We start from the raw sequence: 20,982 nt of genomic DNA, 5'->3' as shown, positions 1-20,982 counted from the left end.
TGGGGGGATGTGGGGGGTTTCAAAACTTCGCTGCAACGGCCCCCGAGATCCGGAAGATCTCCGGGCGTTGGGACGAAACCATGTCTGATTGACGCGCGCAGATCAATACCTACATGCACCTGTGACTTGTTCAACAAGGTTCTGTAATAACAAAACGGGCCCCCGTCGGCAGATCGGACACCTCGTGGCCGGATCCCTCAAGTCGTCATAGATGTAAGGGGCTTGTGACGGCCGGACTCCTTCTTGACGAGGAGGCCTCCCAGTCAGGATGCGAACGCCGGCCGGGCTGGAGGTTCCCAGCCCGGCCGGCGTTTGAGGACGAACTCGGCGAATCCGGTGATTCCTACGCCGCGGCCAGAACCTTGCGCTCCTCGAAGGAATCGATCGTCCGCGTGAAGTCCCGCGTCGAAAGCAGCAGCTTGTAGATGATCGCCAGCTCGAAGACGAGGAGCAGGGCGCCGGAGACGATCGTCGCCGGCAGCACCACGTCGAACAGCGGGCCGATCATGAAGACGCCCATCTGGAACTCGATGCCGCTGACCAGGTGCGTACGGATGCGGTGGCGCAGCAGGAAGGAGCGCGCCCGCAGATACGCGGGGAACTTGCCGCGGAACTCCTGGTGCAGGTCGATGACCTGGCGCTTGGGCGCGGGCGCGGGGGCCGCCGGGGCCTCCTGAATACCCTGCTCAGACTGCGCCTTCTGCATGTCCTGCTCGATGTCCGCCTCGGGGTTGTCGCGGAGCAGGTCCTCCATGAACGCCAGCTCGGCCTGGTTCTCGGCCCGGCGGGCTGCCCGCATGCGGATCTTGATCTGCTTGCGCATGGTGTGCCGGATCTTGAAGATCTCGAGGCCGTTGATGTAACGCAGGGTGTCGAGGGCGACCACGGCGACCGCGGCCCAGATGTAGAAGGCGTCCCCGGTGCGGTGGAACTGGCCGCCCATCAGGGCGACCGCGCACGCCATGACGCGGATGCGGTCGAAGACGAAGTCGAGCCACGCGCCGAACACCGAGCCGGTGCCGGTGAGCCGGGCGACCTTGCCGTCCATGCAGTCGAGGATGAAGCTGAAGTGATAGACGATCGCACCGACGACGAGCCACTGCCAGTCGCCCATGGCGAAGAACGCGGCCGAGACAAGACCCAGCAAGAACGCGCCCCAGGTGATCTGGTTGGGCGTGATCCTGGTCCGCATCGCCGTCCACCGCACGAGCGGCGTGGCGACCGGATCGACCAGAATCACGGTCCACCACGCGTCGCGCTTCTTCTGGGTGATGCGGCGCACCTCGTCGAGGGGCGGTATGTCTCGTCGCATGTGGGGTCAACTTCCTGGCGTTCGCGGAACGTTCACCACACGCTAAGAAGGTATTGGTTCAAGGAACAAGAACCTGGCTGTGCAACCTTTGGCCGGGGGTAACGGTCAACCTTTCAGGACGAGTCAATACCCATGCCAGAACCACCCTGCGTTACCTGAGCGTTATCGAGCGACAGGTATGTAACAGAAACACCCCGTGGAGCAACGGAATTGCCTCACGGAGAGTCACACCCCGGCCGCCTTCGCGAGCTCCTCCTCGATCAGGTCCGCCGCCATCTTCGTGCCGCCCTCCCCCGCCATCGAGGCCCGCACCGCGGCGAGGCGGCGCGCCACCTCCGGGTCATCGACCAGGCCGAGCACGGCCTCCCGCAGCGTCCGCGCGTCGGCCTCCTCCATCGATACGTGCCGGGCCACCCCGAGGGCCTGGAGCATGTCCGCGTTGCCGAACTGGTCGACGGCCTGCGGCACTGCGACCATGGGCGTGCCGGTGGCGAGCCCCTCCTGGCTGCCGCCCGCGCCGGCGTGCGTGATGAAGGCGTCGGCCTGCTTGAGCACCGCGAGCTGCGGCACCCACGGGTGGACCTCCACGTTCGCGGGGATCTCCCCCAGCTCGCCCGCCTCGACGTGCTTGCCGACCTGGAGCACCACATGCCATCCGGGCAGATCCCCGAAGGCGTCAATGCACGCGCGGTAGAAGCCGGGCTGCTTGGTGAAGGACGAGCCGAGCGAGACGAGCAGCACCTTTTCCGCACCGTCGGGCCGCTGCCAGTCACCCTGCGCCGAGCGGTCGCCCTGGCAGGCACCGACGAATGTGTGAATCGTCTCGTCGACGCGGTCGGCGTTCGGCTGCAACGCCTTGGGGATGAGGACGAGCGAGCGCGGCGGGCGGCCGACGAAGGGGTCGCAGTGCTGGGTGATCCCGTTCTCCTCCAGCCAGGCGTGGAAGCGCGCGTAGTAGGCCTTGCCGCGCTCGGTCTCCTTCAGCTCCGCGTACATCGGCTCGGCGACCTCCTCCTCGTACCCCTCCCAGGCGACCAGGTTCGGCGAGAGGGAGATCTCGGGGACGCCCCAGCGACGGGCGAGCACGCGTGCGGGATAGGAGGTGATGTCGTGCAGGACGAGGTCGGGTTCGTCACCTTCGTACGCCGCCGCGAGCTGCGGCAGCGTCTCGATCCCCTCGGTGAGGAACGGCTCGATGTTGTCGATCAGCTCGGTCCCCCAGGCCTCGGGGTCGTCGTCGGGGCCCGGCAGCGTCGTCTCGAAGAGGACGGGCTCGGCGCCGGTCTCGGCGACCTTCTCGGCGAAGAGGTGCGGGATGGCGTACGTGACGCGGTGGCCGCGGGCGACGAGCTCGCGGATCACTTCGAGGCTCGGGTTGACGTGCCCGTGCGCGGCGATCGAGAACATGGCGATATGGGCACGCTGGCGTGAGGTCATGCGCCGACCTAAGCGAGACGAGACGTCTCGTGCAACCTCATGGGCCGTCTTTTCCCCACGGCTTCCCGCGCCCTACTCGACGTCCGAGTCACCCCGCGACGCGGCGTCGTTGTAACGGAGCAAGCACTCGGCGAACTTCTCCAGGTCCGGCTCGCTCCACCCGGTCAGGCGTTCGCGGAACGCGACCCGGCGCGCGTCGGTGACCTGCGCGAGCACCTCGACGCCCCGGTCGGTGAGGTGCAGCACGTGCACCCGGTGATCGGTCGGATCGAGCCGCCGCTCCACGAGACCGGCCTTCTCCAGTGCGCCCACCTGCCTGCTGATCGTCGACTTGTCCAACGTGTAGTGCGCCGCGAGATCCGTGGCCCGGCAGCCGCCCTGGTACTCCAGGTGACCGAGGAGCGTGTACGAGACGAGCGACAGCTCGGGGTGCATGCGCGCGGCGGTGGCGCGGGCCCGCCGGGCGAACGCCGTCATCTCCCGCTGAATGATCTCGATGGACCCGTCCCTGCCGGATCCGTCCCTGTCAGCCACGATTTCTCCCTCTCCCCGAATGGTTGTACAGTACAACACCGAGATTGAGTGTATAAGCCAACTATTGCGAGAGGTCTCCCGATGACCGCCACCTCGGCGCCCGCCCACAAGGCATCAGCCGGCCCGGCAACCGCCTCCGGACCACTCCGCCACGTCCTGCTGCATCTGGTCACGCCGCTGCTGATGTGCCTCGGCATGGGTCTCGCCTACATGGGCGCGTTCGTCACCCCGGAGCCGCACGACCTGCCCATCGCCGTCGTCGGATCGGGCGAGCAGACGCAGGCCCTCGCGCAGACCGTCAAGGACAAGGCGGGCGACGCCCTCGACGTACGGACCGTGGCCTCGCGCGCGCAGGCGGTCGACGAGCTCAAGTCGATGGAGATATCGGGGGCCTACGTCCCCGACGCCAAGTCGCCCGAGGTGATCGTCGCCACCGCGGGCTCCGACATGAGCGCCATGGCGGTCGAGAAGATCTTCACGCCGGTCGCGGCGGAGCGGGGCGTACCGCTGAAGGTCTCCGATGTGGCGCCGACGGTGGACGACGACCCCACCGGGCAGGGACTGTTCTTCCTGCTCGTCGCGGTGAGCATCGGCTCGTACGCGTCGGTGGCCGCGCTGGGGGCCGCGGGCGCCGGGATGCGGATGCGGGCCCGTGCCGGGCTCGTCGTCGGCGTCTCCTTCGCCGTGAGCCTGATCGGCGCCGCGCTCGCCGGTCCCGTCTTCCATCTGGCGCACCAGGGCCTGTGGGGCGTGTGGGCCATGGCGTGGCTGTACGCCGCAGGCATCCTCTTCATCGGCGTCGGGCTGCACACGTTCCTGAGGCGCTGGACGACGCTGGCGATGATGGTCCTCTTCGTGATGCTCAACTTCACGTCGTCCGGCGGCCTGTTCAGGCCGGAACTGCAGAACGGCTTCTTCGGCTCGCTGCACGCCTTCTGGAACGGTGCCGGATTCGTCGAGGGCATCCGCAGCCACCTCTACTTCGGCGGGCACGCACTCGGCGGGCACGTGTGGACGCTGGCCGCGTGGCTGCTGCTCGGCCTGGTGATCACCGGCATCGCGGCGCTCTGGGAGCGGCGTGCGCGTCCGGCGGTGGACGCGCCCGTGCCCGGCCGCGAGGCCGGGCACGGACAGCGGGAGCAGGAGGAGGAGATGGAGGAGTCGGTGGCCGTGTGACGGCGACGGCCACCGACTCCGTGACGGCGGCGCTCCTACCGGCGGTCGGAGTACTCCGAGGCTGAGTGCTCCGGAGCCGCGTATCCCGAAGCCGCGTATCCCGAAGCCGAGTACTCGGGAGCTGACGCGTACGGCCGGTACTGCTCGGGAGCGGGCGTCGGCCCCTCCGGTGCGTGCTGGTGGCCCGCGGTCCGGGCGGCCCTGCGCGGCCACCACAGCCCGCGGCCCAACAACGCGGCGAGCGCGGGCACCAGGACGAGGGAGAGAACGAGCGAGGACAGGAGAATCCCCAGGCCGGTGGCGAAGCCGATCTCCTGCGTCGCCGGGCTCGCGGCGAGACTGGCGAAGGAACCGGCGAGCACGATGCCGGCCGTGGCGACGGCGGGCGCCGTGTGCCGGACCGCCTCGGCCACCGCGTGCCGCGCCGGGACCGGCTTCTGCATCTCCTCCCTGATCCGGTCGGTGATCAGGATGTTGTAGTCGGTGCCGAGGGCGACGACGAACAGGAAGAGCACCAGGGGCAGCGTGAAGGAGACCCCGGGCCGGTCGAGTCCGTGCTGGAAGAGCAGCGTGCTCGCACCGAGGGTGGCCACGAACCCGAGCCCCACGGCGATCATCAGCACGACCGGTGCGAGCAGGGAACGCAGCAGCAGGAAGAGGATCACCGCGATCAGCAGGGCGGCGACCGGGAACACCAGCCGCAGGTCCTTCTCCACGGCCGTGGAGATGTCGGCGAAGACGGCGGCCGTGCCCGTGACGTACGCCTTGGTGCCCTGCGGGGCGGTCCGCGCGGCCGTGTCCCTGATGGGCCCGGAGACCAGGTCGCGCGCCTGCTGCGTACTCGACTTGACGCTCAGGAACAGGTCGACCCGCGCCGCCGTGCGGTCCTTGCTGAGCACCGGCTTGCCCACCTCGCCGACGCCCTCCGCCTTGGCGAGGGCGCGGGTCATGCCGTTGAGCGCGGCTTCCTTGATGTCACCGCTGCCGGTGCTCTGTACGTAGACGCTGTGCGGATCGGAGACACCCGCGGGCAGGCTCCGGGAGATCTGCTCCGCTGTCCTGACCGCCGCGGTCTTGTGCAGGCCCTGCTGGTCGTAGCTCATCTTCATGCCGACCGCTCCGGCGCCGAGGGCGCCGAGCAGCACCAGGCTGCCCAGTGCGCAGCGCACCGGCCGCGCGCTCACCGCGTGGCCCAGGCGTGCGCTGATGCCGCCGGTGCGCTCCTTCTTCCAGGCGCGGGCGGGCCAGAACATGCCGCGGCCGAGCAGGGCGAGAAGGGCGGGCATGAGCGTGAGGCTGGCGAGGAGCATCACCAGCACGGAGATCGCGATGGCGGGGCCGAGGACCCGGAACTGCCCGAAGCTCGCCAGGCCCAGCGTCGCGAACGCCGCCACGATCGTCAGGGCCGCGGACGTGATCGCGCTGCCCACGCGCCCGGTCGTCTCGGCCGCGGCCGTACGGGCGTCCTGCTCGGGATGGTTCCGCAGGTGTTCCCTGAACCGAAACATCAGGAAGAGGAAGTAGTCGATGCCGATTCCCAGGAGTACGACACCGATCAGCGAGGGAGTGGACGGGTCGAGGTCGATGCCGAAGAGCTTCGCCGCGCCGACCACCGCTCCCGACGCGACACCGCCGATCAGCGCCACCGCGATCAGCGGCACGAACGCGGCCGCGATGCTGCGGAAGACCAGCACGTTCAGCAGGACGATGAGGCCCATCGTCAGGTTGGCGACGACTTTCCCCGTGGGCTCCTCCGCGTCCGTGTCGTCGACCGTGGAGGCTATTCCGCCGGTGAATCCCACCCGCAGGCCGTCGGCGGCGAACTCGTCCTTCGCGCCGTCCCGGAATTCCTTGTAGACGTCCTGCAGGCCCGGGTCGCTCGGGTTTCCGGAGAGGGACACCGTCAGGAGCCGGAACGACTTGTCCGGGGCCACGGCTCCCGGCGACACTCGCGGGGTCTGGGAGTGGTCCTTCATGAGCGGCTCGGGCTTCGGCGCGGTGATCCGCTCCCGGCCCAGGCCGGCCGCGGTGGCGGCGATGTGCCGCTGGTCGGACGGCGTGAGCTTCTTGCCGTCGTCCCTGCCGACCAGCACGGTCAGGGCGTTGGGGTCGGGCTTGTGGCCGAACTCGTCCTCCGCGATGCGCAGCGCCACGGCCGAGTCGTACTTCTTGGGCAGGAAATCCCCGGCCTGGGAGTCGGTGACGTCGTACATCATCGTGTTCCCCACGAACGACAGGGCCGCTCCGAGGATGGTCCAGACGACAATCGTCAGCCATCGGTGCCGGGTGGAGAAGGAGGTCAGCTTGCGGATCATGCCAACAGGTCATCACGCGGGGCCCCTTGAGGTCGTCGGCCGCCGGAAGGGGACGCACCCCTGACCTCGGTCCGGTGTCTCGTCGCACCCAGTACTCCGGTACTGGGTGCGAGAACCGCCCCCACGCCGATTCCCCGCAGCTCGCGCCGGGATGTAATGGACTGGAAAGACGGGCACATCAGAGCCCCCCGCACCGCTCCACCAGGAGGCGCCCGGATGGGCCGCGACTTCTTCCCTCCGGCCGCGCCCACGGGCGGGCCACGGCCGACCCCGGGTGACATGGCGATCGCCGCCGTCGCGGTGGGACTCGACGTACTGGCCTACCTCGCCCCGGGTGAGGAGGGGCCGGGCGCGCCCGTCACCGTGCTCGGAGTGCTGCTGGTCGTCGTCTCCTTCGTGCCGTTGCTCTTCAGGCGCCATCACCCCGTGCCGGTGCTCGGCGCGGTCCTCGTCGTGCAGCTTGCCGTGAACCTGGGTCTCGCCGTCGACCCGGGCGCTCCGATGTCGAACAGCTACGGCGGCGCCGTCGCGGTGGCGCTCTTCACCGTGGCCCGGTTCTGCGGGCGGCGGACGGTCGTCCTGAGCATCGTGGCCACCGCTCCCGTGCAGCTCGCGCGGTACCTGTACAACGACGTGCCCTTCCTGGGGGTGGGCCTCACCGACGTGGTGGTCACGCCCTGCCTCATCGTCGCCGTGAGCCTGGCCGTGCGGCAGTGGAAACACCAGCTGGACATCAACCGCAAGCTCCTGGCCGACCGCGCGGTGACCGAGGAACGGCGCCGCATCGCGCGGGAGCTGCACGACATCGTGGCCCACCACATCACCACCATGTACCTGATGTCCGGCGGCGCCCGCTCGACCCTGGACCGCGACCCCGACACGGCCCGCGAGGCGCTGGTGACCCTGGAGGAGTCCGGCCGCACCGCGCTGCACGAGATGCGGCAACTCCTCGGGGTGCTGCGCAGCACCGACACCCCGGAGGAGACGCCGTCGGAGCCCCAGCCGGGGGTGGACGGCATCGAGCGGCTCGTCGCCGATTCGACCGCCGCGGGCCTGCCGGCCGAACTCCACGTCACCGGGCGGCCCGTGGCGCTGCCGATGCCGGTCGGCCTCACCCTCTACCGGATCGTCCAGGAGGCGCTGACCAACGCCCGCAAACACGCGGGGCCCGCCAGCGCCACGGTGCGGCTCGCCTATCTCCCGGGCCGCGTCACCGTCGAAGTGGCCGACGACGGCGCCGGTGACGGCAGGGCGCCCGGCGGGAAGGGCGAGGGCGGTGGGTACGGTCTGCTGGGCATGCGCGAGCGCGTCGCCCTGCACGACGGCTCCTTGCGGGCCGGTAATCGCGAGGAGGGCGGGTTCGCGGTGATCGCGAGTGTGCCGCTGTCCACCGACACGTACGAGAAGGACAGATCCCATGACATCCGCAGCTGAATCCGGAGCCGGAGCCGAACCCGGAGCCGGGACCGAGCCCGGGGCCGACGGCATCACCGTGCTCATCGCGGACGATCAGCCGCTGGTGCGCAGGGGCCTGTCGCTGATCCTGCTCTCGGACCCCTCCATCCGGGTCGTCGGCGAGGTGGGTGACGGCGAGCAGGCCGTCGCGGCGGCGCACGAACTGCGCCCCGACGTGGTCCTGATGGACATCCGCATGCCCGTGCTCGACGGCGTGCGGGCCACCGAGCGCCTGAGCGCCGAGCTCCCCGGCTGCCGGGTCCTCGCGCTCAGCACCTTCGACATGGACGAGCACGTGGTCGGTGCCCTGCGGGCGGGGGCCTCGGGGTTCCTGCCCAAGGACGTCTCCCCCGAGGAACTGGTGGCCGCGCTGCGCACCGTCCACCGCGGCGAGGCCGTCGTCGCCCCGCGGCTCCTGACCCGGCTGCTCGCCACCTTCGTGACCCCGGCCCCGGCCTCACATCCGCCGTCGGCGGACCTCGCCGGGCTCACCCCGCGTGAGGTCGACGTACTGCGCCTGATCGCCGCGGGACTCGACAACACCGAGATCGCACAGCGCATGGAGATCGGCGTCCAGACCGTGAAGAACCACGCCACCGGCATCTTCGCCAAGCTGGGCGTCCGTGACCGCGCGCAGGCGGTCATCGCCGCGTACGAGTCGGGGCTCGTGCGGGCGGGGCAGGGGAATGGGCCCTCCCGCTGACCCGTGGCCCTGGTGACGGCCTAGCGCTGGTACCTCTTGAGCACCAGGTTCCCGTCCGTCACCAGGCGTTTGCGCAGCTCCTCCAGGCCGATCGCCCCGCTGTAGTACTCCTGGAGCGCCGGTGTCGCCACCTTGTCCTTCCACTCCGGGTAGCCCCGCACCGACTGGGCCGGGGCCGAGCGGAGGTCCTTGGCCAGGGCCGTGCCCGTCGCCCAGTCGTTCTTCTCGGTGCGCAGGGCCGGATCCTTCAACGCCTCCGTACCGGTGGGGAGCATCCAGTCGCCCTGCGCGAGGCGCACCATGTTCTTCGGCTGGAGGAGGAAGTCGATGAACTCGACCGCCTCCTTCTTGTGCTCGGTGTCCTCGGACACCGAGAGCGTCTGCGGGCTGACGCCCTGGGCGAGGCCCTCCGCCCCGGCCGGTGCGGGCAGTACCTGCCAGTCGAAGCCCTTGGGCGCCTGCTGGACGATCTGCTGGCGGTAGGAGAAGCCGAGCGGCACCATCGCGTACTTGCCGCCGAAGAACCCCGGCAGCGTGTCGGAGCCGCCCATGCCGAGGGTGGTGCCCGACGCGCTCTTGTCGACGTTGACCTGGTCGTGCACTGTGCGCGGCATGGTCTCGTCGGCCTTGCCGAAGCGGATGTCGACCTTGCCGTCTTCGCCTCGGTGGAAGACCGTGCCGCCGGTGGAGAGCGAGAGGTTGAGCGTCGCGGAGACCGGTTCCTTGAGCGGCCAGGCCACGCCGTACTTGCCCTTGCCGTCGCTCAGGTCCTTGGTGACCGCCCGGAACTCCGCCCAGGACCAGGGCTTCTCGGGGGTCGGAATCCGTACGCCGGACTCCTTCAGCCACTTCGCGTTGGCGATCAGGACGCGGGGTTCCTGGAGGAACGGCACGCCATACACACCGTCCCCGAACCTCGTCGTCCGCCAACTCCGCTCGGGGATGTCGGACTTGAGCCGTTCGGGGAGCAGCTCGTCGAGGTCCGCGAGATAGCCGCCGTACGCGAAGTCGGCGAGGTCGTCCGACGCGTCGTGGATGATGTCCGGCGCCTCGCCGCCCTCGAAGGAGGTGAGGAGCTGGTCGTGGACGCTGTCCCAACTGCCCTGGACGTATTCGACCTTGACGTCGGGGTGGGTGGCGTTCCACTCCTTGACGAGCGCCTTGTTGACGTCGACGGACTCCGCCTGCCAGGCCAGGGACTGGAACTGGAGGGTGATCTTCCCGTCGTCGTCACCCGAGTCGCCGCTGCAGCCGGAGAGCAGCAGCGCGAGAACCGCGGTGGCGGCGGTCATGAGCCGTGGTGCCGCGCGCATCAGGCCTTCACCGCCCCGGCCATCATGCCGCCCGTGATCCGCTTCTGGATGATCGCGAAGATGACGAGCGAGGGGATGGTCGCGAGGAACGCCGCCGCGGCGAGCGGCCCGAGGTCCGCGACGCCCTCGGAGCCGATGAAGCGGTTGAGGATGACCGGCAAGGTCTGCTTCTCCGGGGTCTTGAGCAGGACGAGAGCGAAGAAGAACTCGTTCCATGCGGTGATGAAGGCGAACATCGCCGTGGCGACGATGCCGGGGGCGAGCAGGGGCGCGACGACCGAGACGAACGTACGCACCTTGCTCGCGCCGTCGACCGCGGCCGCCTCCTCCAGCTCGGTGGGCACGGCACGGACGTACCCGACGAGCATCCACAGCGCGAAGGGCAGCGACCACACGACGTACACCATGACCAGCCCGACCAGTGAGTTGATCAGGTGCAGGTTCTTCAGGATCAGGAACAGCGGGATGATGATCAGGACGAAGGGGAACGCCTGGCTGATCACCACCCAGCCCGTCGCGGCCTTCGAGACGCGATTGCGGTGCCGCGCCATGACGTACGCCATGGGGGTCGCGATGACGACCGCGATCAGGGAGGCGCTGAGCGCCGCGATCAGGGAGTTCCCGGCGGCCTGGAGCAGCGGCTGCTCGTCGAAGGCCTGCCGGAAGTTCTCCAGCGTCGGGTTCTTCGGAATCCAGGTGGGGTTCAGGCTGCCCAGTTCCCGTGCGGGCTTGAAGGCCGTGGAGATCAGCCAGAGGAACGGGAAGGCGAGGAAGACGAGATAGGCGGCGAGCGCCACGTACTGCGCGGTGCGCGTGGACTTCTTCGTGCGCATCATGACTCGTCGGCTCCCTTCAGGCGGCCGACGAGGTAGAAGGCGAGGATCACGGAGATCACCGCGACCATCACGCAGCCCATGGCCGCGGCGTAGCCGAACTGGCCGTAGCGGAAGGCTTCTTCGTAGGCGAAGAGCATGGGCAGGCGGGTGCGGCCGCCGGGGCCGCCCTGGGTGAGGACGTAGACCAGGGCGAAGGAGTTGAAGTTCCAGATGAAGTTGAGCGCCGTGATGGCGAGGGCGATCGGTTTGATCGCGGGCCAGGTGACGGTGCGGAAGCGGCGCCAGGCTCCGGCGCCGTCCATCGCGGCGGCCTCGTGCAGTTCGCGCGGGGTGTTCTGCAGTCCGGCGAGCAGCGCGACGGTGGTCTGCGGCATGCCGGCCCAGATGCCGACGACGATGACGGCGAGGAGCGCGGTGGCCGTCCCGGTCAGCCAGTCCTTGCCCTCCCCCAGGCCGAAGTTGGAGAGCGTCTCGTTCAGCACGCCCGCGTCGGGGTGGTAGACGAGCCGCCACATGATGCCGACGACCACCTCGGGCATCGCCCACGGGATGATCGCGAGCGCCCGCGCCAGCCAGCGCATCCGCAGCGGCTGGTTGAGCAGGAGGGCGAGGCCGAGGGCGAGGAAGAACTGCGGAACGGTGACGCCGAACGCCCAGAGCAGGCCGATGCGGAACGAGTCCCAGAACAGGGTGTCGTGCAGCAGGTCCTGGAAGTTCAGGAGGCCGATCCACTCGGTGGGCTCGGTGCGGCCCGACTGGGAGTCGGTGAACGCGAGCGCGATGCCGTAGAGGAGCGGTCCCACGCTCAGGACGAGGATCGGGATCAGCGCGGGCAGCACCAGGAACCAGGCGCCGTGGTCCGGGCCTCTGCGGGCGGACGCGCCGTTCGCTGACCGCTTTGTCGCGGTCGCCAATGTCACGGAATCGGCTCCTTTGGGCGGCTCATCGGGGTTTGGCCGCCCAGGCGGCCCCCGTCATCGTGCTGATGGGATCTTGATACGTCAAGCAGCTACGCAGGCCTCGCAGCCGCTTGGCCTGTGCGAATGGGAGACTGTGCCGGGCCGCGTGGCGAACGCGGCAAGCGGTGCGGGAGGCAATGGATGGACGAGGCGCGGGCACGGGACGTACTGGGCGCCGCGGGTCTCGACCGGGACGCGACGCTGCTCGCGCTCGGCGAGAACGCGGTGTTCGGCGGTGGCGGGACGGTGGTCAAGGTCGGGCGAGCGGCGCCCGAGCTTCTCGACCGCGCGCGCCGGGAGTTGCGGATCGCGCACTGGCTGGAGGAGTCGGGCGTGCCCGCGGTGCGGGCAGCCGAGGGCGAACCCCGGCTGGTGGACGGGCATCCGGTGACGGTGTGGCACCGGCTGCCGGAGGCCGTGCGCCCCGCCGAGCCGCGCGACCTGGCCGCCCTCCTCCGGCTCGTGCACGCGCTTCCCGCGCCGGACTTCGAGCTGCCCCGGCGTGAGTTGCTCGGCGGGGTCGAGCGGTGGCTGCGGCTCGCGGGCGACACGATCGACGCCGAGGACGCGGACTACCTGCGAGAGCGCAGGGACGGGTTCGAGGCCGCGGCATCGGCGCTCACCCCGCGGCTCGCTCCCGGCCCCATCCACGGCGACGCGCTGCCCCGCAACGTCCTCGTGGGCGCGGACGGTCCGGTTCTCGTGGATCTTGAGACGTTCTCCTCCGATCTGCGCGAGCACGACCTGGTCGTCCTGGCGCTCTCCCGGGACCGCTACGGGCTCCCCGCCGACGCGTACGAAGGGTTCGTCGCGGAGTACGGCTGGGACGTGCGGGAGTGGGAGGGGTGCGCGGTGCTCCGGGGCGCCCGGGAGACGGCAAGCTGTGCGTGGGTCGCGCAGCACGCCCCCAGCAACCCGAAGGCCCTGGCCGAGTTCCGCCGCCGGGTCGCGTCACTGCGGGACGGGGACCCGAATGTGCGGTGGTACCCCTTCTGAGGGCAGCGGTCTCCGGAGAGAGGGCAGCCTCTGGCGGGAGTCAGACGCCTGACGCGCTGAACTCCTCCTTGAGCGGCCACACACCGTCCACCACCGCGTCCGTCTCGCCCTTCTTCCGCAGGAACTTCTGGAAGTCCGCGGCCCACTGCGCGTACCAGTCGATCTGACGGCGATGCAGCTCCGCCGGGCCGAACGCGGCCAGCTTGGGGTGCCGCTCGGCTATGGCGGTGGCCAGACGGGCCGCGGCCAGGGCGTCCGACATCGCGTCGTGCGCCGACTCGAGGAGCACGCCGTACTCGGTGCAGACCGCTTCCAGGTTCCGCTTGCCCTTGCGGTAGCGCTCGACCGAGCGGTCGATGGTGTACGGGTCGATGACCGGCGCCGGCTCCGCGCCGCCCAGGCGCTCCCGCAAGGACGGCAGGCCGTACCTGTGCAACTCGGCGGAGAGCAGGGTCAGGTCGAAGGTGGCGTTGTAGGCGACGACCGGGACGCCCGCCTGCCAGTACGACACGAGCACCGCCGCTATCGCGTCGGCGACCTCGGCGGCGGGTCTGCCGTGCGTGGCCACCCGTTCGTTCGAGATGCCGTGCACCGCCACGGCCTCCGCGGGGATCTCGACCCCCGGGTCGGCGAGCCACTCCTTGCGGCCCAGCGTCTCGCCGGCCCTGACCTCGACGACCGCCGCCGTGACGATGCGCGCCTCGCGCGGGTCCGTCCCGGTCGTCTCCAGGTCGAAACCGATCAGCAGCTCCCGGTGCCAGCCCATGGCCGCCCCCTTCTCTGTGGTGCTTTCCCCCATTGACCACCACGATCCCACGCGCCACTGACAATCCGAGGGGCGCGTTCCGCTTGGTCGGGAGACCGCTCGCTCAGGAGACCGGCCGCGAGTCCGCCCAGGCCAGCTCGAACTCCTCCCGGTACGTCTCGAAGAGTCCGCTCTCGTCCGGCTCGTCCGCCTTCACCACCCGGCGGCCGCCGCGCAGCACGAGCACCGGCGCCTCCATCCCACGCGTCCGGCGCAGATACGACTGGACGACCGCGATGCCGTCCGCGCCGTCCCCGTCGACCAGATACGCGGTGAAGCGCGGCGTCTCGTCGAAGACCTGGATCTCGAAGGCACCCGGGTCCCGCAGCCGGGCCCGTACCCGGCGCATGTGCAGGATGTTCATCTCGACGCTGCGGCTCAGCTCGCCCCGCTTCAGGCCCAGTTCACGCTCCCTGCGCTTGACGGCGCTGCTGGCCGGGTTGAGGAAGAGCAGGCGGACCCGGCAGCCGGACTCGGCCAGGCGCACCAGGCGGCGTCCGGAGAAGTTCTGGACCAGGAGGTTCAGGCCTATCCCGATCGCGTCCAGGCGCCGCGCCCCGCCGAAGATGTCCTCGGCCGGGAACTGCCGAAGCAGCCGCACCCGGTCCGAGTGGACGCCCACCACGTCGGCGTACCGGTCGCCGACCAGGGACTCGACGGCGTCGACGGGCAGCCGGCGCGCGGAGGGCGTGTCGGTGCCCGCGCCGAGGATGTCCAGGAGCTTGGCCGAGGCGCGCTCGGCCTGGGCGAGCACGGCGGTGGACAGGGCGCGGTTGCGGGAGACGACGTTCCGGGTGACCTCCAGCTCGTCCAGGGCCAGTTCGACGTCCCTGCGGTCGTCGAAGTACGGCTCGAAGCACGGCCAGTGCTGCACCATCAGCTCCCGCAGCTGGGGCAGCGTGAGGAAGCTGAGGACGTTGTCGTCGGCAGGGTCCAGCAAGTACCCCTTGCGGCGGCTCACTTCGCGTACGGCGACGGCCCGCTGCACCCACTCCTGCCCAGCGGGCCCGGCGGCGGCGACCACCCAGTCGTCGGCGTGGACCGGTTCGTAGATGGGGCGCAGGACAGCGGCCACGACCGCGCGCAGCCGCTGCTCCACGAGATTCAGCCAGATGTAGGCCCGCCCGGCGCGCTGGGCGCGTGTGCGCACCTCGCGCCAGGCGTCGGCGCCCCAGTCCAGTTCGGGTCCGATCTGAGATCCCATCTCCATCGGCCGCGCCAGGGACACCGCTCCGGGCGGGCCGTCCGCGGAACTCCCCTCGTGACCCTCGTCACCAGGGGGCAGTTCCCGCCCTCCCGAGCTCACCCGACACACCCCTTCCGCTCCCCCGAGCACTCCCCCGTTCAACGATCAAGGAAGGGTACTCCGGGAGCGGCGGCCGGTGCAGCCGGATGGGGAGGGTGGATTCTCAACCACCCAGCGGCGGCTGGCCGTTCTGGTCGGCGAGGTCCTGCGGAGTGAGCGGGCTCATAGCGGTCACGTCGCGCGCGGCCAGCGAGAAGCCCTGCCAGTGGACCGGCATCGGCTGCTGGTCCTCGTCACGGGCGATGTGGTGGAAGCCGACGTGCACCCAGGTGATCGGGTGGGTGAGGGACTGACCGTTCACCCACTTGTCGACGCTGTCCGGCGCACCATTGGCGCATCCCGGGTTGTTGCTCGCGTACTGCTCGCACTTCTTGTACTCGGTGAAGTACACGTCGTGCTTGGTGTAGGGGCGTCCGGCGTGCTTGGTGCTGGCCCCGGGCACGATCTCGTACGAACGGGGGTGGCCGTCCTTGTTCTTGCCCGCCCCGCTGACCACGCGCCACCAGCGCATGTCCTTGCGGTCACCGGCGAGTTCCTTGGTGACCTTGGTGCGGGTGGTCTTCGTGGTGGGGCTGCCCTGGCCGGTGGGCGGGGTGACCTTGGAGTCGTACTGCTCGACCTTGGCCTTCGGGGAGCCGTCCAGGCCGAAGTTGAGGCGCCAGAAGACGTTGTGGGCGTGGCTCTCGGCCTTGGCCTGGTCGCCCTTGCCGATGGGCCAGCCGCGGCTGTCGCCGCCGTCGTAGTCGTAGGGCGAGAGGCTGCCGGTCGCGCCGACCTGGGAGGTGATGGTGCCGTCCGAGGAGAACCGCCACTCGGTGATGTACTCGTACCAGGAGGCCTTGTTCACGGTGTAGACGAGCAGGTCCTTGCCCTGGCCGGTGTAGACCTTGCCGGTGCCGCCGGTGCTCTCGTCGTCGTTGAGGCGGTACGCGTGCCCACGCGCGCGCGTGGTGGTGCACAGGCCCTTCACGTCGCCGCGCTGCGGGACCTTCACGGTCTTGATGGTGCCGCCGGGGCACTCGCCGGGGTTCAGGTTCTGCAGGGCCTGGCCGAAGTCGGTGCCGGTGACGTCGTCGTACTCGGCCTCGCCGTCGTCGTAGGGGACGTGGACCTGCGCGAGGCGGGCGCTGGTCAGGACGGGTATCGGCTTCGCCTCGTCCTTGGGCTGGTAGCTGATCTTGTCGAGGATCAGGCCGGACAGCGTGTTGTAGTGCCAGCACATGCGCCAGGTCGTGCCGCCGTCGACGGTCTGCTCGATCTTGTAGGCGTCACTGCAGTCGGCGGCCGCCGCGGGGGCGCTGGGCGCCTGCGGGGCTGCCGATGCGGGCGAGGCGACGGTGACGACGCCGCCGATCAGCGCGGAGACCGCGAGGGCCGTGCCGGCCCTCTTGCGGGCGCGCGAAAGTCTGTTGACGTGCATGGTGGTGAGAACTCCCTCGTACGAGGAGAAGCAGAAATGTGGGGTCGTGCGTGCGGGACCGGCCAGAATCAGCCGAGGCGGCCCACGGTGCGGGTGCTCAGGTCGACGACGAGGGCCCGGGTGTCGATCCACGGGCCGTTCTTGACCTTGGTGACGACCTGGAGGCACCGGTGCTTGCCGCACTCGGCGAGGCCCGACGGCACGCGCTCGACGGTCTCCTTGCGGAAGACCATGCCGCTCAGCTGAAGCTGTCCGGGGCCGGTCAGCGCCTTGCCCGTGGCGTGCTTGAAGTCCTGCTTCAGGCCCTTGCCGAGCGGGTCGGCGATCAGCAGCTGGGCGCCCTCGGCGAGCTCTTCCTGGCTGGGCGGCGGCTGGGCGTTGCTCCTGGTGCTCGTGTTCTCCACCTTGCCGGTCTCCACGTTGACCGTCTTGGTGATGACCACGTCCTTCTTGTAGTCGTAGTAGACGACCTCCGCGCGGCGCGGGGCCGCGGCGCCCACCGCGTCGGGGTCCGGCTCGCTGAGGTTCGTCGACAGGAGCTGCGGGCCGCGGTCGCCCTCGACGTCCCTGGCGCTGGAGCGCAGGGCGCCCGACACCGACGCCTTCTCTGCCCGCTCCATCTCCGCGTCGGTCAGCGGGTCGCTGCCTATGCCCTTCTCGCCCTCCTCGGGCGCGGCCTCGACGACGCCGTCCTTCGCGATCGCGTTCTGCTGCGCGTCCGCCGCGTTGGCCCGGCCGCCCCCCGGCTCGCCCGCCCCCGGCAGTGTGACGCCCACCAGCACCGCGGTGGCGGCCACGGCGACCGCCGTGCCCCCCACCACCTTCCCCAGGTGGCGTCTGACTAGCTCTCTCACTTACTCCCCTTTTCCCCCACGAGCCCCTAGAAGGGGCATACCGAGTAGTGGTCGGTCGGTTAGACGGGTTCAACTCCCGCGTGGTTGCCCCACTTTCGGGGAGACTCTGACCAAAGTGACCCCGAGCCGAGGGGGCGGTAGTGGAAGAGTCGTATGCATGCAGGTGTGGCCAGGGCAGGCGTATCCACTCGGTGCCACGTACGACGGCGCCGGCACGAACTTCGCGGTCTTCTCCGAGGCCGCCGACCGCATAGAGCTCTGTTTGTTGCACGACGACGGCTCGGAGACAGCCGTCGAGCTGCGTGAGTCCGACGCGTTCGTGCTGCACGCGTACCTGCCCGGCGTGATGCCGGGCCAGCGGTACGGCTTCCGTGTGCACGGCCCGTACGACCCCGCGCAGGGGCACCGCTGCAACTCGGCGAAGCTGCTGCTCGATCCGTACGCCCGCGCGGTCAGCGGCAAGGTCGACTGGGGCGAGGAGGTGTACGGCTACCGCTTCGGCGCCCCGGACAAGCGCAACGACATGGACTCGGCGCCGCACATGATGACCTCCGTGGTGGTCAATCCGTACTTCGACTGGGGTGACGACCGGCCACCCCGCACCCCGTACAACGAGACGGTGCTCTACGAAGCACACGTCAAGGGCCTGACCATGCTCCACCCCGACCTGCCGGACGAGCTGCGCGGGTCGTACGCGGCGCTCGCGCATCCGGCGGTCATCGATCACCTCGTGCAGCTGGGGGTGACGGCCCTGGAGCTGATGCCGGTGCACCAGTTCGTGAACGACCACCGCCTGGTGGACATGGGCCTGAACAACTACTGGGGCTACAACACGATCGGCTTCTTCGCGCCCCACAACGCGTACGCCTCATGGGGCGACCGGGGCGAGCAGGTCCTGGAGTTCAAGCAGGCCGTGAAGGCGCTGCACGAGGCGAACATCGAGGTGATCCTCGACGTCGTCTACAACCACACGGCCGAGGGCAACCACCTGGGTCCGACGCTCTCCTTCAAGGGTCTGGACAACGCCTCGTACTACCGTCTGACGGACGATCCCCGCTACTACATGGACACCACGGGGACCGGCAACTCGCTCCTGATGCGGTCGCCGCACGTCCTCCAAATGATCATGGATTCGCTGCGGCACTGGGTCACCGACATGCATGTGGACGGCTTCCGCTTCGACCTCGCGGCGACGCTCGCCCGCCAGTTCCACGAGGTGGACCGGCTGTCGTCGTTCTTCGACCTCGTGCAGCAGGACCCGATCGTGAGCCAGGTGAAGCTGATCGCCGAACCCTGGGACGTCGGCGAGGGCGGCTATCAGGTGGGCAACTTCCCGCCCCTGTGGACCGAGTGGAACGGCATGTACCGCGACACCGTGCGCGACCTGTGGCGGGGCGAACCGCGCACCCTCGCGGAGTTCGCCTCCCGGCTCACCGGCTCGTCCGACCTCTACCAGGACGACGGGCGGCGCCCTCTGGCGTCGATCAACTTCACCACCTGCCACGACGGTTTCACCCTGCACGACCTCGTCTCGTACAACGAGAAGCACAACGAGGACAACGGCGAGGGCAACCAGGACGGCGAGAGCCACAACCGCTCCTGGAACTGCGGCGCCGAGGGCGAGACCGAGGACCCGGACGTCCTGGAGCTGCGCGCGCGGCAGATGCGCAACTTCATCGCGACGCTGATGCTCTCGCAGGGCGTCCCGATGCTCAGCCACGGCGACGAGTTCGCCCGCACGCAGGGAGGCAACAACAACGCCTACTGCCAGGACAACGAGATCGCGTGGGTGCGCTGGCCGGAGGGCGAGAGCGCCCAGCTGGAGTTCACGCGCGCGATGGCGTGGCTGCGGCGCGACCATCCCGTCTTCCGCAGGAGGCGCTTCTTCCACGGCCGTCCGGTGGAGGGCACGCACGACGAGCTCTCCGACATCGCCTGGTTCACGCCCGAGGGCGAGGAGATGACGCAGGAGGACTGGGACGCGTCGCACGCGCGGGCGCTGACGGTGTTCCTGAACGGCAACGCGATCTCCGAGCCGGGCCCCCGCGGCGAGCGGATCTCCGACGACTCGTTCCTGATGATGTTCAACGCCTCTCCGGAGCCGCTGGACTTCGTGATCCCGGTCAATCACGGCCAGCAGTGGCAGGTGGTCGTGGACACCTCGCGGGCGGAGGGCGTGCCGCCGGACTCGGGCCCGAAGGCGGGGGCCGGTGAGCGCCTGACGCTCACCGACCGGAGCCTCACCGTCCTGCGGCGCCCGGCGTGACCTGAGGCCTGCCCTCCGCCGGGGGGCGGGCCACCAGCGCGACGAGGAACGCGACGGCGGCGGCCGCGCTGCCGAGCGCGAACGCCGCTCCGGGGCCGTGCGACTCGGCCAGGAGGCCCGCCACCGCGAGCGTGACCGCCTGGCCCCCGACGAAGGCACTGGCGGCGAACGTCATGCCCTCGGCGAGGCGCTCCGGCGGGCAGGAGCGCTCGGTGAGGGCGAAGCCGGTGATCAGGTTCGGGGCGTAGACGGCGCCGAAGACGGTCACCACGAGATACAGGGCCGTCATGCTGTCCGTCCACACCAGTGGCAGCGAGAGCAGCGCGGCGGCGGCCGTCGCCACACGCCAGCGCGCGTACAGGCCGAACCGCTCGGGCAGCGCGGCCATGGAGAGCCCCACGACGGCGCTCATGACGCCCATGGCGGCGTAGACGAGGCCCGCCTGCCCCGGCTGCCCCAACTCCTCGGTGAGGGCCGTGATGCCCGCTCCGCAGGCGCCGAGCAGGACACCCAGGAAGACGAGCCCGACGCGTACGACGACGACTTGGCGCGGGAGGCGTGGCCGGTCGCCACGCGCGCGTGGCGCCTGCCCCGTCACGAGGGTGGTCCGGCCCGTGGGGTGCAGCGCGAAGCCGGAGCCGCAGACGGCGACCAGGAGCGCGGCCGCGCCGAAGGCGTACGCCGGGTGGCCCGCCACCGCGGCCAGGCCCACGAAGGCGGGGCCGAGCACGAAGGACAGCTCGTCCATGGTGCTCTCCAGGGAGAGCACGGTGTTGACCAGGCGGTCGTCACCGCCCGCCTCGCGGACCAGGGGGACGGCGCGTGCGCGGGCCAGCGGGCCGATCCCCGGGATGCTCGCGCCGGCGAGCACGGCCAGGGCGACGAGCGCGGGCGTGGGCAGTGCGAGCAGGGCGCCGAGCGTGTAGACCGCGATGGTCACGGCGTTGAGCAGCGAGAACCCGAGGACGACGGGGCGCTGACCACGGCGGTCGGCGAGGCGGCCGACGAACGGGCCCATGGTCACCTGGCCGAGCGCGAGCGCGCAGGCGACGACGCCGCCCGTGGCGAGCGATCCGCTGGTCTCGGTGACCAGCAGGACACTGCCGAACTGGATCATGGCGACAGGGAGCCTGCCGAGGAACGAGATCACCGGCAGGAGGGCTCCGGTGTGCCCGATCACTTCCCGGTAGGTGTCCAGGAGTCCGGGTGCGTCCCGGTCCTCCGTCCGCCCGCCCCGCGCGTCCTGCGCGACCTGTGCTTTTGCAGCCATCGTCCGAAGCTAGTCACACCATGAC

Annotated in this window: 16 protein-coding genes and 1 pseudogene; 5 read left to right on the top strand and 12 right to left on the bottom strand. The window is 70.1% G+C overall.

Annotated elements, in window-relative coordinates; all coding sequences use genetic code 11:
- Positions 1 to 343: 343 nt before the first annotated feature.
- The 3 genes and pseudogenes from ACWFRU_RS09455 to ACWFRU_RS09445 form a co-directional block, all read right to left on the bottom strand.
- Positions 344 to 1,312, bottom strand: coding sequence for a CDP-alcohol phosphatidyltransferase family protein (locus tag ACWFRU_RS09455; protein WP_453685526.1), 969 nt, complete (start codon positions 1,310 to 1,312; stop codon positions 344 to 346).
- Positions 1,313 to 1,537: 225 nt separating this feature from the next.
- Positions 1,538 to 2,790, bottom strand: a pseudogene (mgt, locus tag ACWFRU_RS09450) (macrolide-inactivating glycosyltransferase).
- A 31-nt stretch (positions 2,791 to 2,821) separates the two neighbouring features.
- A complete protein-coding gene (locus tag ACWFRU_RS09445) occupies positions 2,822 to 3,226 on the bottom strand; it encodes a MarR family winged helix-turn-helix transcriptional regulator (protein WP_453685868.1) in 405 nt (134 codons plus the stop codon).
- 138 nt (positions 3,227 to 3,364) lie between these two features.
- On the opposite strand from ACWFRU_RS09445, the gene ACWFRU_RS09440 reads away from it, so the two are divergent.
- A complete protein-coding gene (locus tag ACWFRU_RS09440) occupies positions 3,365 to 4,459 on the top strand; it encodes a hypothetical protein (RefSeq protein ID WP_453685525.1) in 1,095 nt (364 codons plus the stop codon).
- Positions 4,460 to 4,494: 35 nt separating this feature from the next.
- Here ACWFRU_RS09440 and ACWFRU_RS09435 read toward each other — a convergent pair whose 3' ends face one another.
- Positions 4,495 to 6,774, bottom strand: coding sequence for an MMPL family transporter (locus tag ACWFRU_RS09435; protein ID WP_453685524.1), 2,280 nt, complete (start codon positions 6,772 to 6,774; stop codon positions 4,495 to 4,497).
- A gap of 216 nt (positions 6,775 to 6,990) precedes the next feature.
- On the opposite strand from ACWFRU_RS09435, the gene ACWFRU_RS09430 reads away from it, so the two are divergent.
- Together ACWFRU_RS09430 and ACWFRU_RS09425 are read left to right on the top strand one after the other, a co-directional pair.
- Positions 6,991 to 8,208, top strand: coding sequence for a sensor histidine kinase (locus ACWFRU_RS09430; RefSeq protein ID WP_453685523.1), 1,218 nt, complete (start codon positions 6,991 to 6,993; stop codon positions 8,206 to 8,208).
- Positions 8,192 to 8,932, top strand: a complete 741-nt coding sequence (locus tag ACWFRU_RS09425) for a response regulator (RefSeq protein ID WP_453685522.1) — start codon at positions 8,192 to 8,194, stop codon at positions 8,930 to 8,932. Before ACWFRU_RS09430 ends, ACWFRU_RS09425 begins: the two co-directional genes overlap by 17 nt.
- A 20-nt stretch (positions 8,933 to 8,952) precedes the next feature.
- Here ACWFRU_RS09425 and ACWFRU_RS09420 read toward each other — a convergent pair whose 3' ends face one another.
- Genes ACWFRU_RS09420 through ACWFRU_RS09410 form a run of 3 tightly spaced genes read right to left on the bottom strand, consistent with a single transcriptional unit; the run spans position 8,953 to position 12,001 of the window.
- Positions 8,953 to 10,245, bottom strand: a complete 1,293-nt coding sequence (locus ACWFRU_RS09420) for an ABC transporter substrate-binding protein (protein ID WP_453685521.1) — start codon at positions 10,243 to 10,245, stop codon at positions 8,953 to 8,955.
- Entirely contained in the window at positions 10,245 to 11,081 is an 837-nt protein-coding gene (locus ACWFRU_RS09415) for a carbohydrate ABC transporter permease (protein ID WP_453685520.1), read from the bottom strand. The genes ACWFRU_RS09420 and ACWFRU_RS09415 overlap by 1 nt, the downstream gene beginning before the upstream one ends.
- Positions 11,078 to 12,001, bottom strand: a complete 924-nt coding sequence (locus tag ACWFRU_RS09410; protein WP_453685519.1) for a carbohydrate ABC transporter permease — start codon at positions 11,999 to 12,001, stop codon at positions 11,078 to 11,080. The genes ACWFRU_RS09415 and ACWFRU_RS09410 overlap by 4 nt, the downstream gene beginning before the upstream one ends.
- 180 nt (positions 12,002 to 12,181) lie before the next feature.
- Here ACWFRU_RS09410 and ACWFRU_RS09405 point away from each other — a divergent pair, with 180 nt between their 5' ends.
- Positions 12,182 to 13,036, top strand: a complete 855-nt coding sequence (locus ACWFRU_RS09405) for a phosphotransferase (RefSeq protein ID WP_453685518.1) — start codon at positions 12,182 to 12,184, stop codon at positions 13,034 to 13,036.
- 40 nt (positions 13,037 to 13,076) lie between these two features.
- Here the strand turns inward: ACWFRU_RS09405 and ACWFRU_RS09400 are convergent, their stop codons facing one another.
- The 4 genes from ACWFRU_RS09400 to ACWFRU_RS09385 all read right to left on the bottom strand — a co-directional run bounded on the left by ACWFRU_RS09400 (position 13,077) and on the right by ACWFRU_RS09385 (position 17,421).
- The gene (locus tag ACWFRU_RS09400; RefSeq protein ID WP_453685867.1) at positions 13,077 to 13,802 is read right to left on the bottom strand and encodes an exonuclease domain-containing protein; all 726 of its coding nucleotides are present in this window, start codon (positions 13,800 to 13,802) and stop codon (positions 13,077 to 13,079) included.
- Between the two features lie 103 nt (positions 13,803 to 13,905).
- Complete coding sequence (locus ACWFRU_RS09395) at positions 13,906 to 15,177, bottom strand: SAV2148 family HEPN domain-containing protein (protein WP_453685866.1); 1,272 nt, start codon at positions 15,175 to 15,177, stop codon at positions 13,906 to 13,908.
- A gap of 73 nt (positions 15,178 to 15,250) precedes the next feature.
- Positions 15,251 to 16,567: a copper amine oxidase gene (locus ACWFRU_RS09390; protein WP_453685517.1), complete on the bottom strand. Its 1,317-nt coding sequence runs from the start codon at positions 16,565 to 16,567 to the stop codon at positions 15,251 to 15,253.
- 68 nt (positions 16,568 to 16,635) lie between these two features.
- Positions 16,636 to 17,421, bottom strand: coding sequence for a Tat pathway signal sequence domain protein (locus tag ACWFRU_RS09385; protein WP_453685516.1), 786 nt, complete (start codon positions 17,419 to 17,421; stop codon positions 16,636 to 16,638).
- A 157-nt stretch (positions 17,422 to 17,578) separates the two neighbouring features.
- Here ACWFRU_RS09385 and glgX point away from each other — a divergent pair, with 157 nt between their 5' ends.
- A complete protein-coding gene (gene glgX / locus ACWFRU_RS09380; protein WP_453685515.1) occupies positions 17,579 to 19,687 on the top strand; it encodes a glycogen debranching protein GlgX in 2,109 nt (702 codons plus the stop codon).
- Here glgX and ACWFRU_RS09375 read toward each other — a convergent pair.
- Positions 19,662 to 20,957 carry an MFS transporter gene (locus ACWFRU_RS09375; RefSeq protein ID WP_453685514.1) on the bottom strand — a complete coding sequence of 432 codons (1,296 nt, stop codon included), beginning with the start codon at positions 20,955 to 20,957 and terminating at the stop codon, positions 19,662 to 19,664. The two genes, glgX and ACWFRU_RS09375, sit on opposite strands and share 26 nt — an antisense overlap.
- Positions 20,958 to 20,982 lie beyond the last annotated feature (25 nt).

It is taken from the genome of Streptomyces sp. NPDC055099, from assembly GCF_053607685.1.
The sequence above is the reverse complement of the archived record's forward strand: the minus strand, read 5'-3'. Positions and strand labels throughout refer to the sequence as shown.

Coding starts and splice junctions, on each gene's coding strand:
- ACWFRU_RS09390 (WP_453685517.1), bottom strand. CDS start 16,567: ATGCACGTCAACAGACTTTCGCGCGCCCGCAAGAGGGCCGGCACGGCC.
- ACWFRU_RS09420 (WP_453685521.1), bottom strand. CDS start 10,245: ATGCGCGCGGCACCACGGCTCATGACCGCCGCCACCGCGGTTCTCGCG.
- ACWFRU_RS09375 (WP_453685514.1), bottom strand. CDS start 20,957: ATGGCTGCAAAAGCACAGGTCGCGCAGGACGCGCGGGGCGGGCGGACG.
- ACWFRU_RS09425 (WP_453685522.1), top strand. CDS start 8,192: ATGACATCCGCAGCTGAATCCGGAGCCGGAGCCGAACCCGGAGCCGGG.
- ACWFRU_RS09455 (WP_453685526.1), bottom strand. CDS start 1,312: ATGCGACGAGACATACCGCCCCTCGACGAGGTGCGCCGCATCACCCAG.
- ACWFRU_RS09405 (WP_453685518.1), top strand. CDS start 12,182: ATGGACGAGGCGCGGGCACGGGACGTACTGGGCGCCGCGGGTCTCGAC.
- ACWFRU_RS09445 (WP_453685868.1), bottom strand. CDS start 3,226: ATGACGGCGTTCGCCCGGCGGGCCCGCGCCACCGCCGCGCGCATGCAC.
- glgX (WP_453685515.1), top strand. CDS start 17,579: ATGCAGGTGTGGCCAGGGCAGGCGTATCCACTCGGTGCCACGTACGAC.
- ACWFRU_RS09415 (WP_453685520.1), bottom strand. CDS start 11,081: ATGATGCGCACGAAGAAGTCCACGCGCACCGCGCAGTACGTGGCGCTC.
- ACWFRU_RS09435 (WP_453685524.1), bottom strand. CDS start 6,774: ATGATCCGCAAGCTGACCTCCTTCTCCACCCGGCACCGATGGCTGACG.
- ACWFRU_RS09440 (WP_453685525.1), top strand. CDS start 3,365: ATGACCGCCACCTCGGCGCCCGCCCACAAGGCATCAGCCGGCCCGGCA.
- ACWFRU_RS09430 (WP_453685523.1), top strand. CDS start 6,991: ATGGGCCGCGACTTCTTCCCTCCGGCCGCGCCCACGGGCGGGCCACGG.
- ACWFRU_RS09400 (WP_453685867.1), bottom strand. CDS start 13,802: ATGGGCTGGCACCGGGAGCTGCTGATCGGTTTCGACCTGGAGACGACC.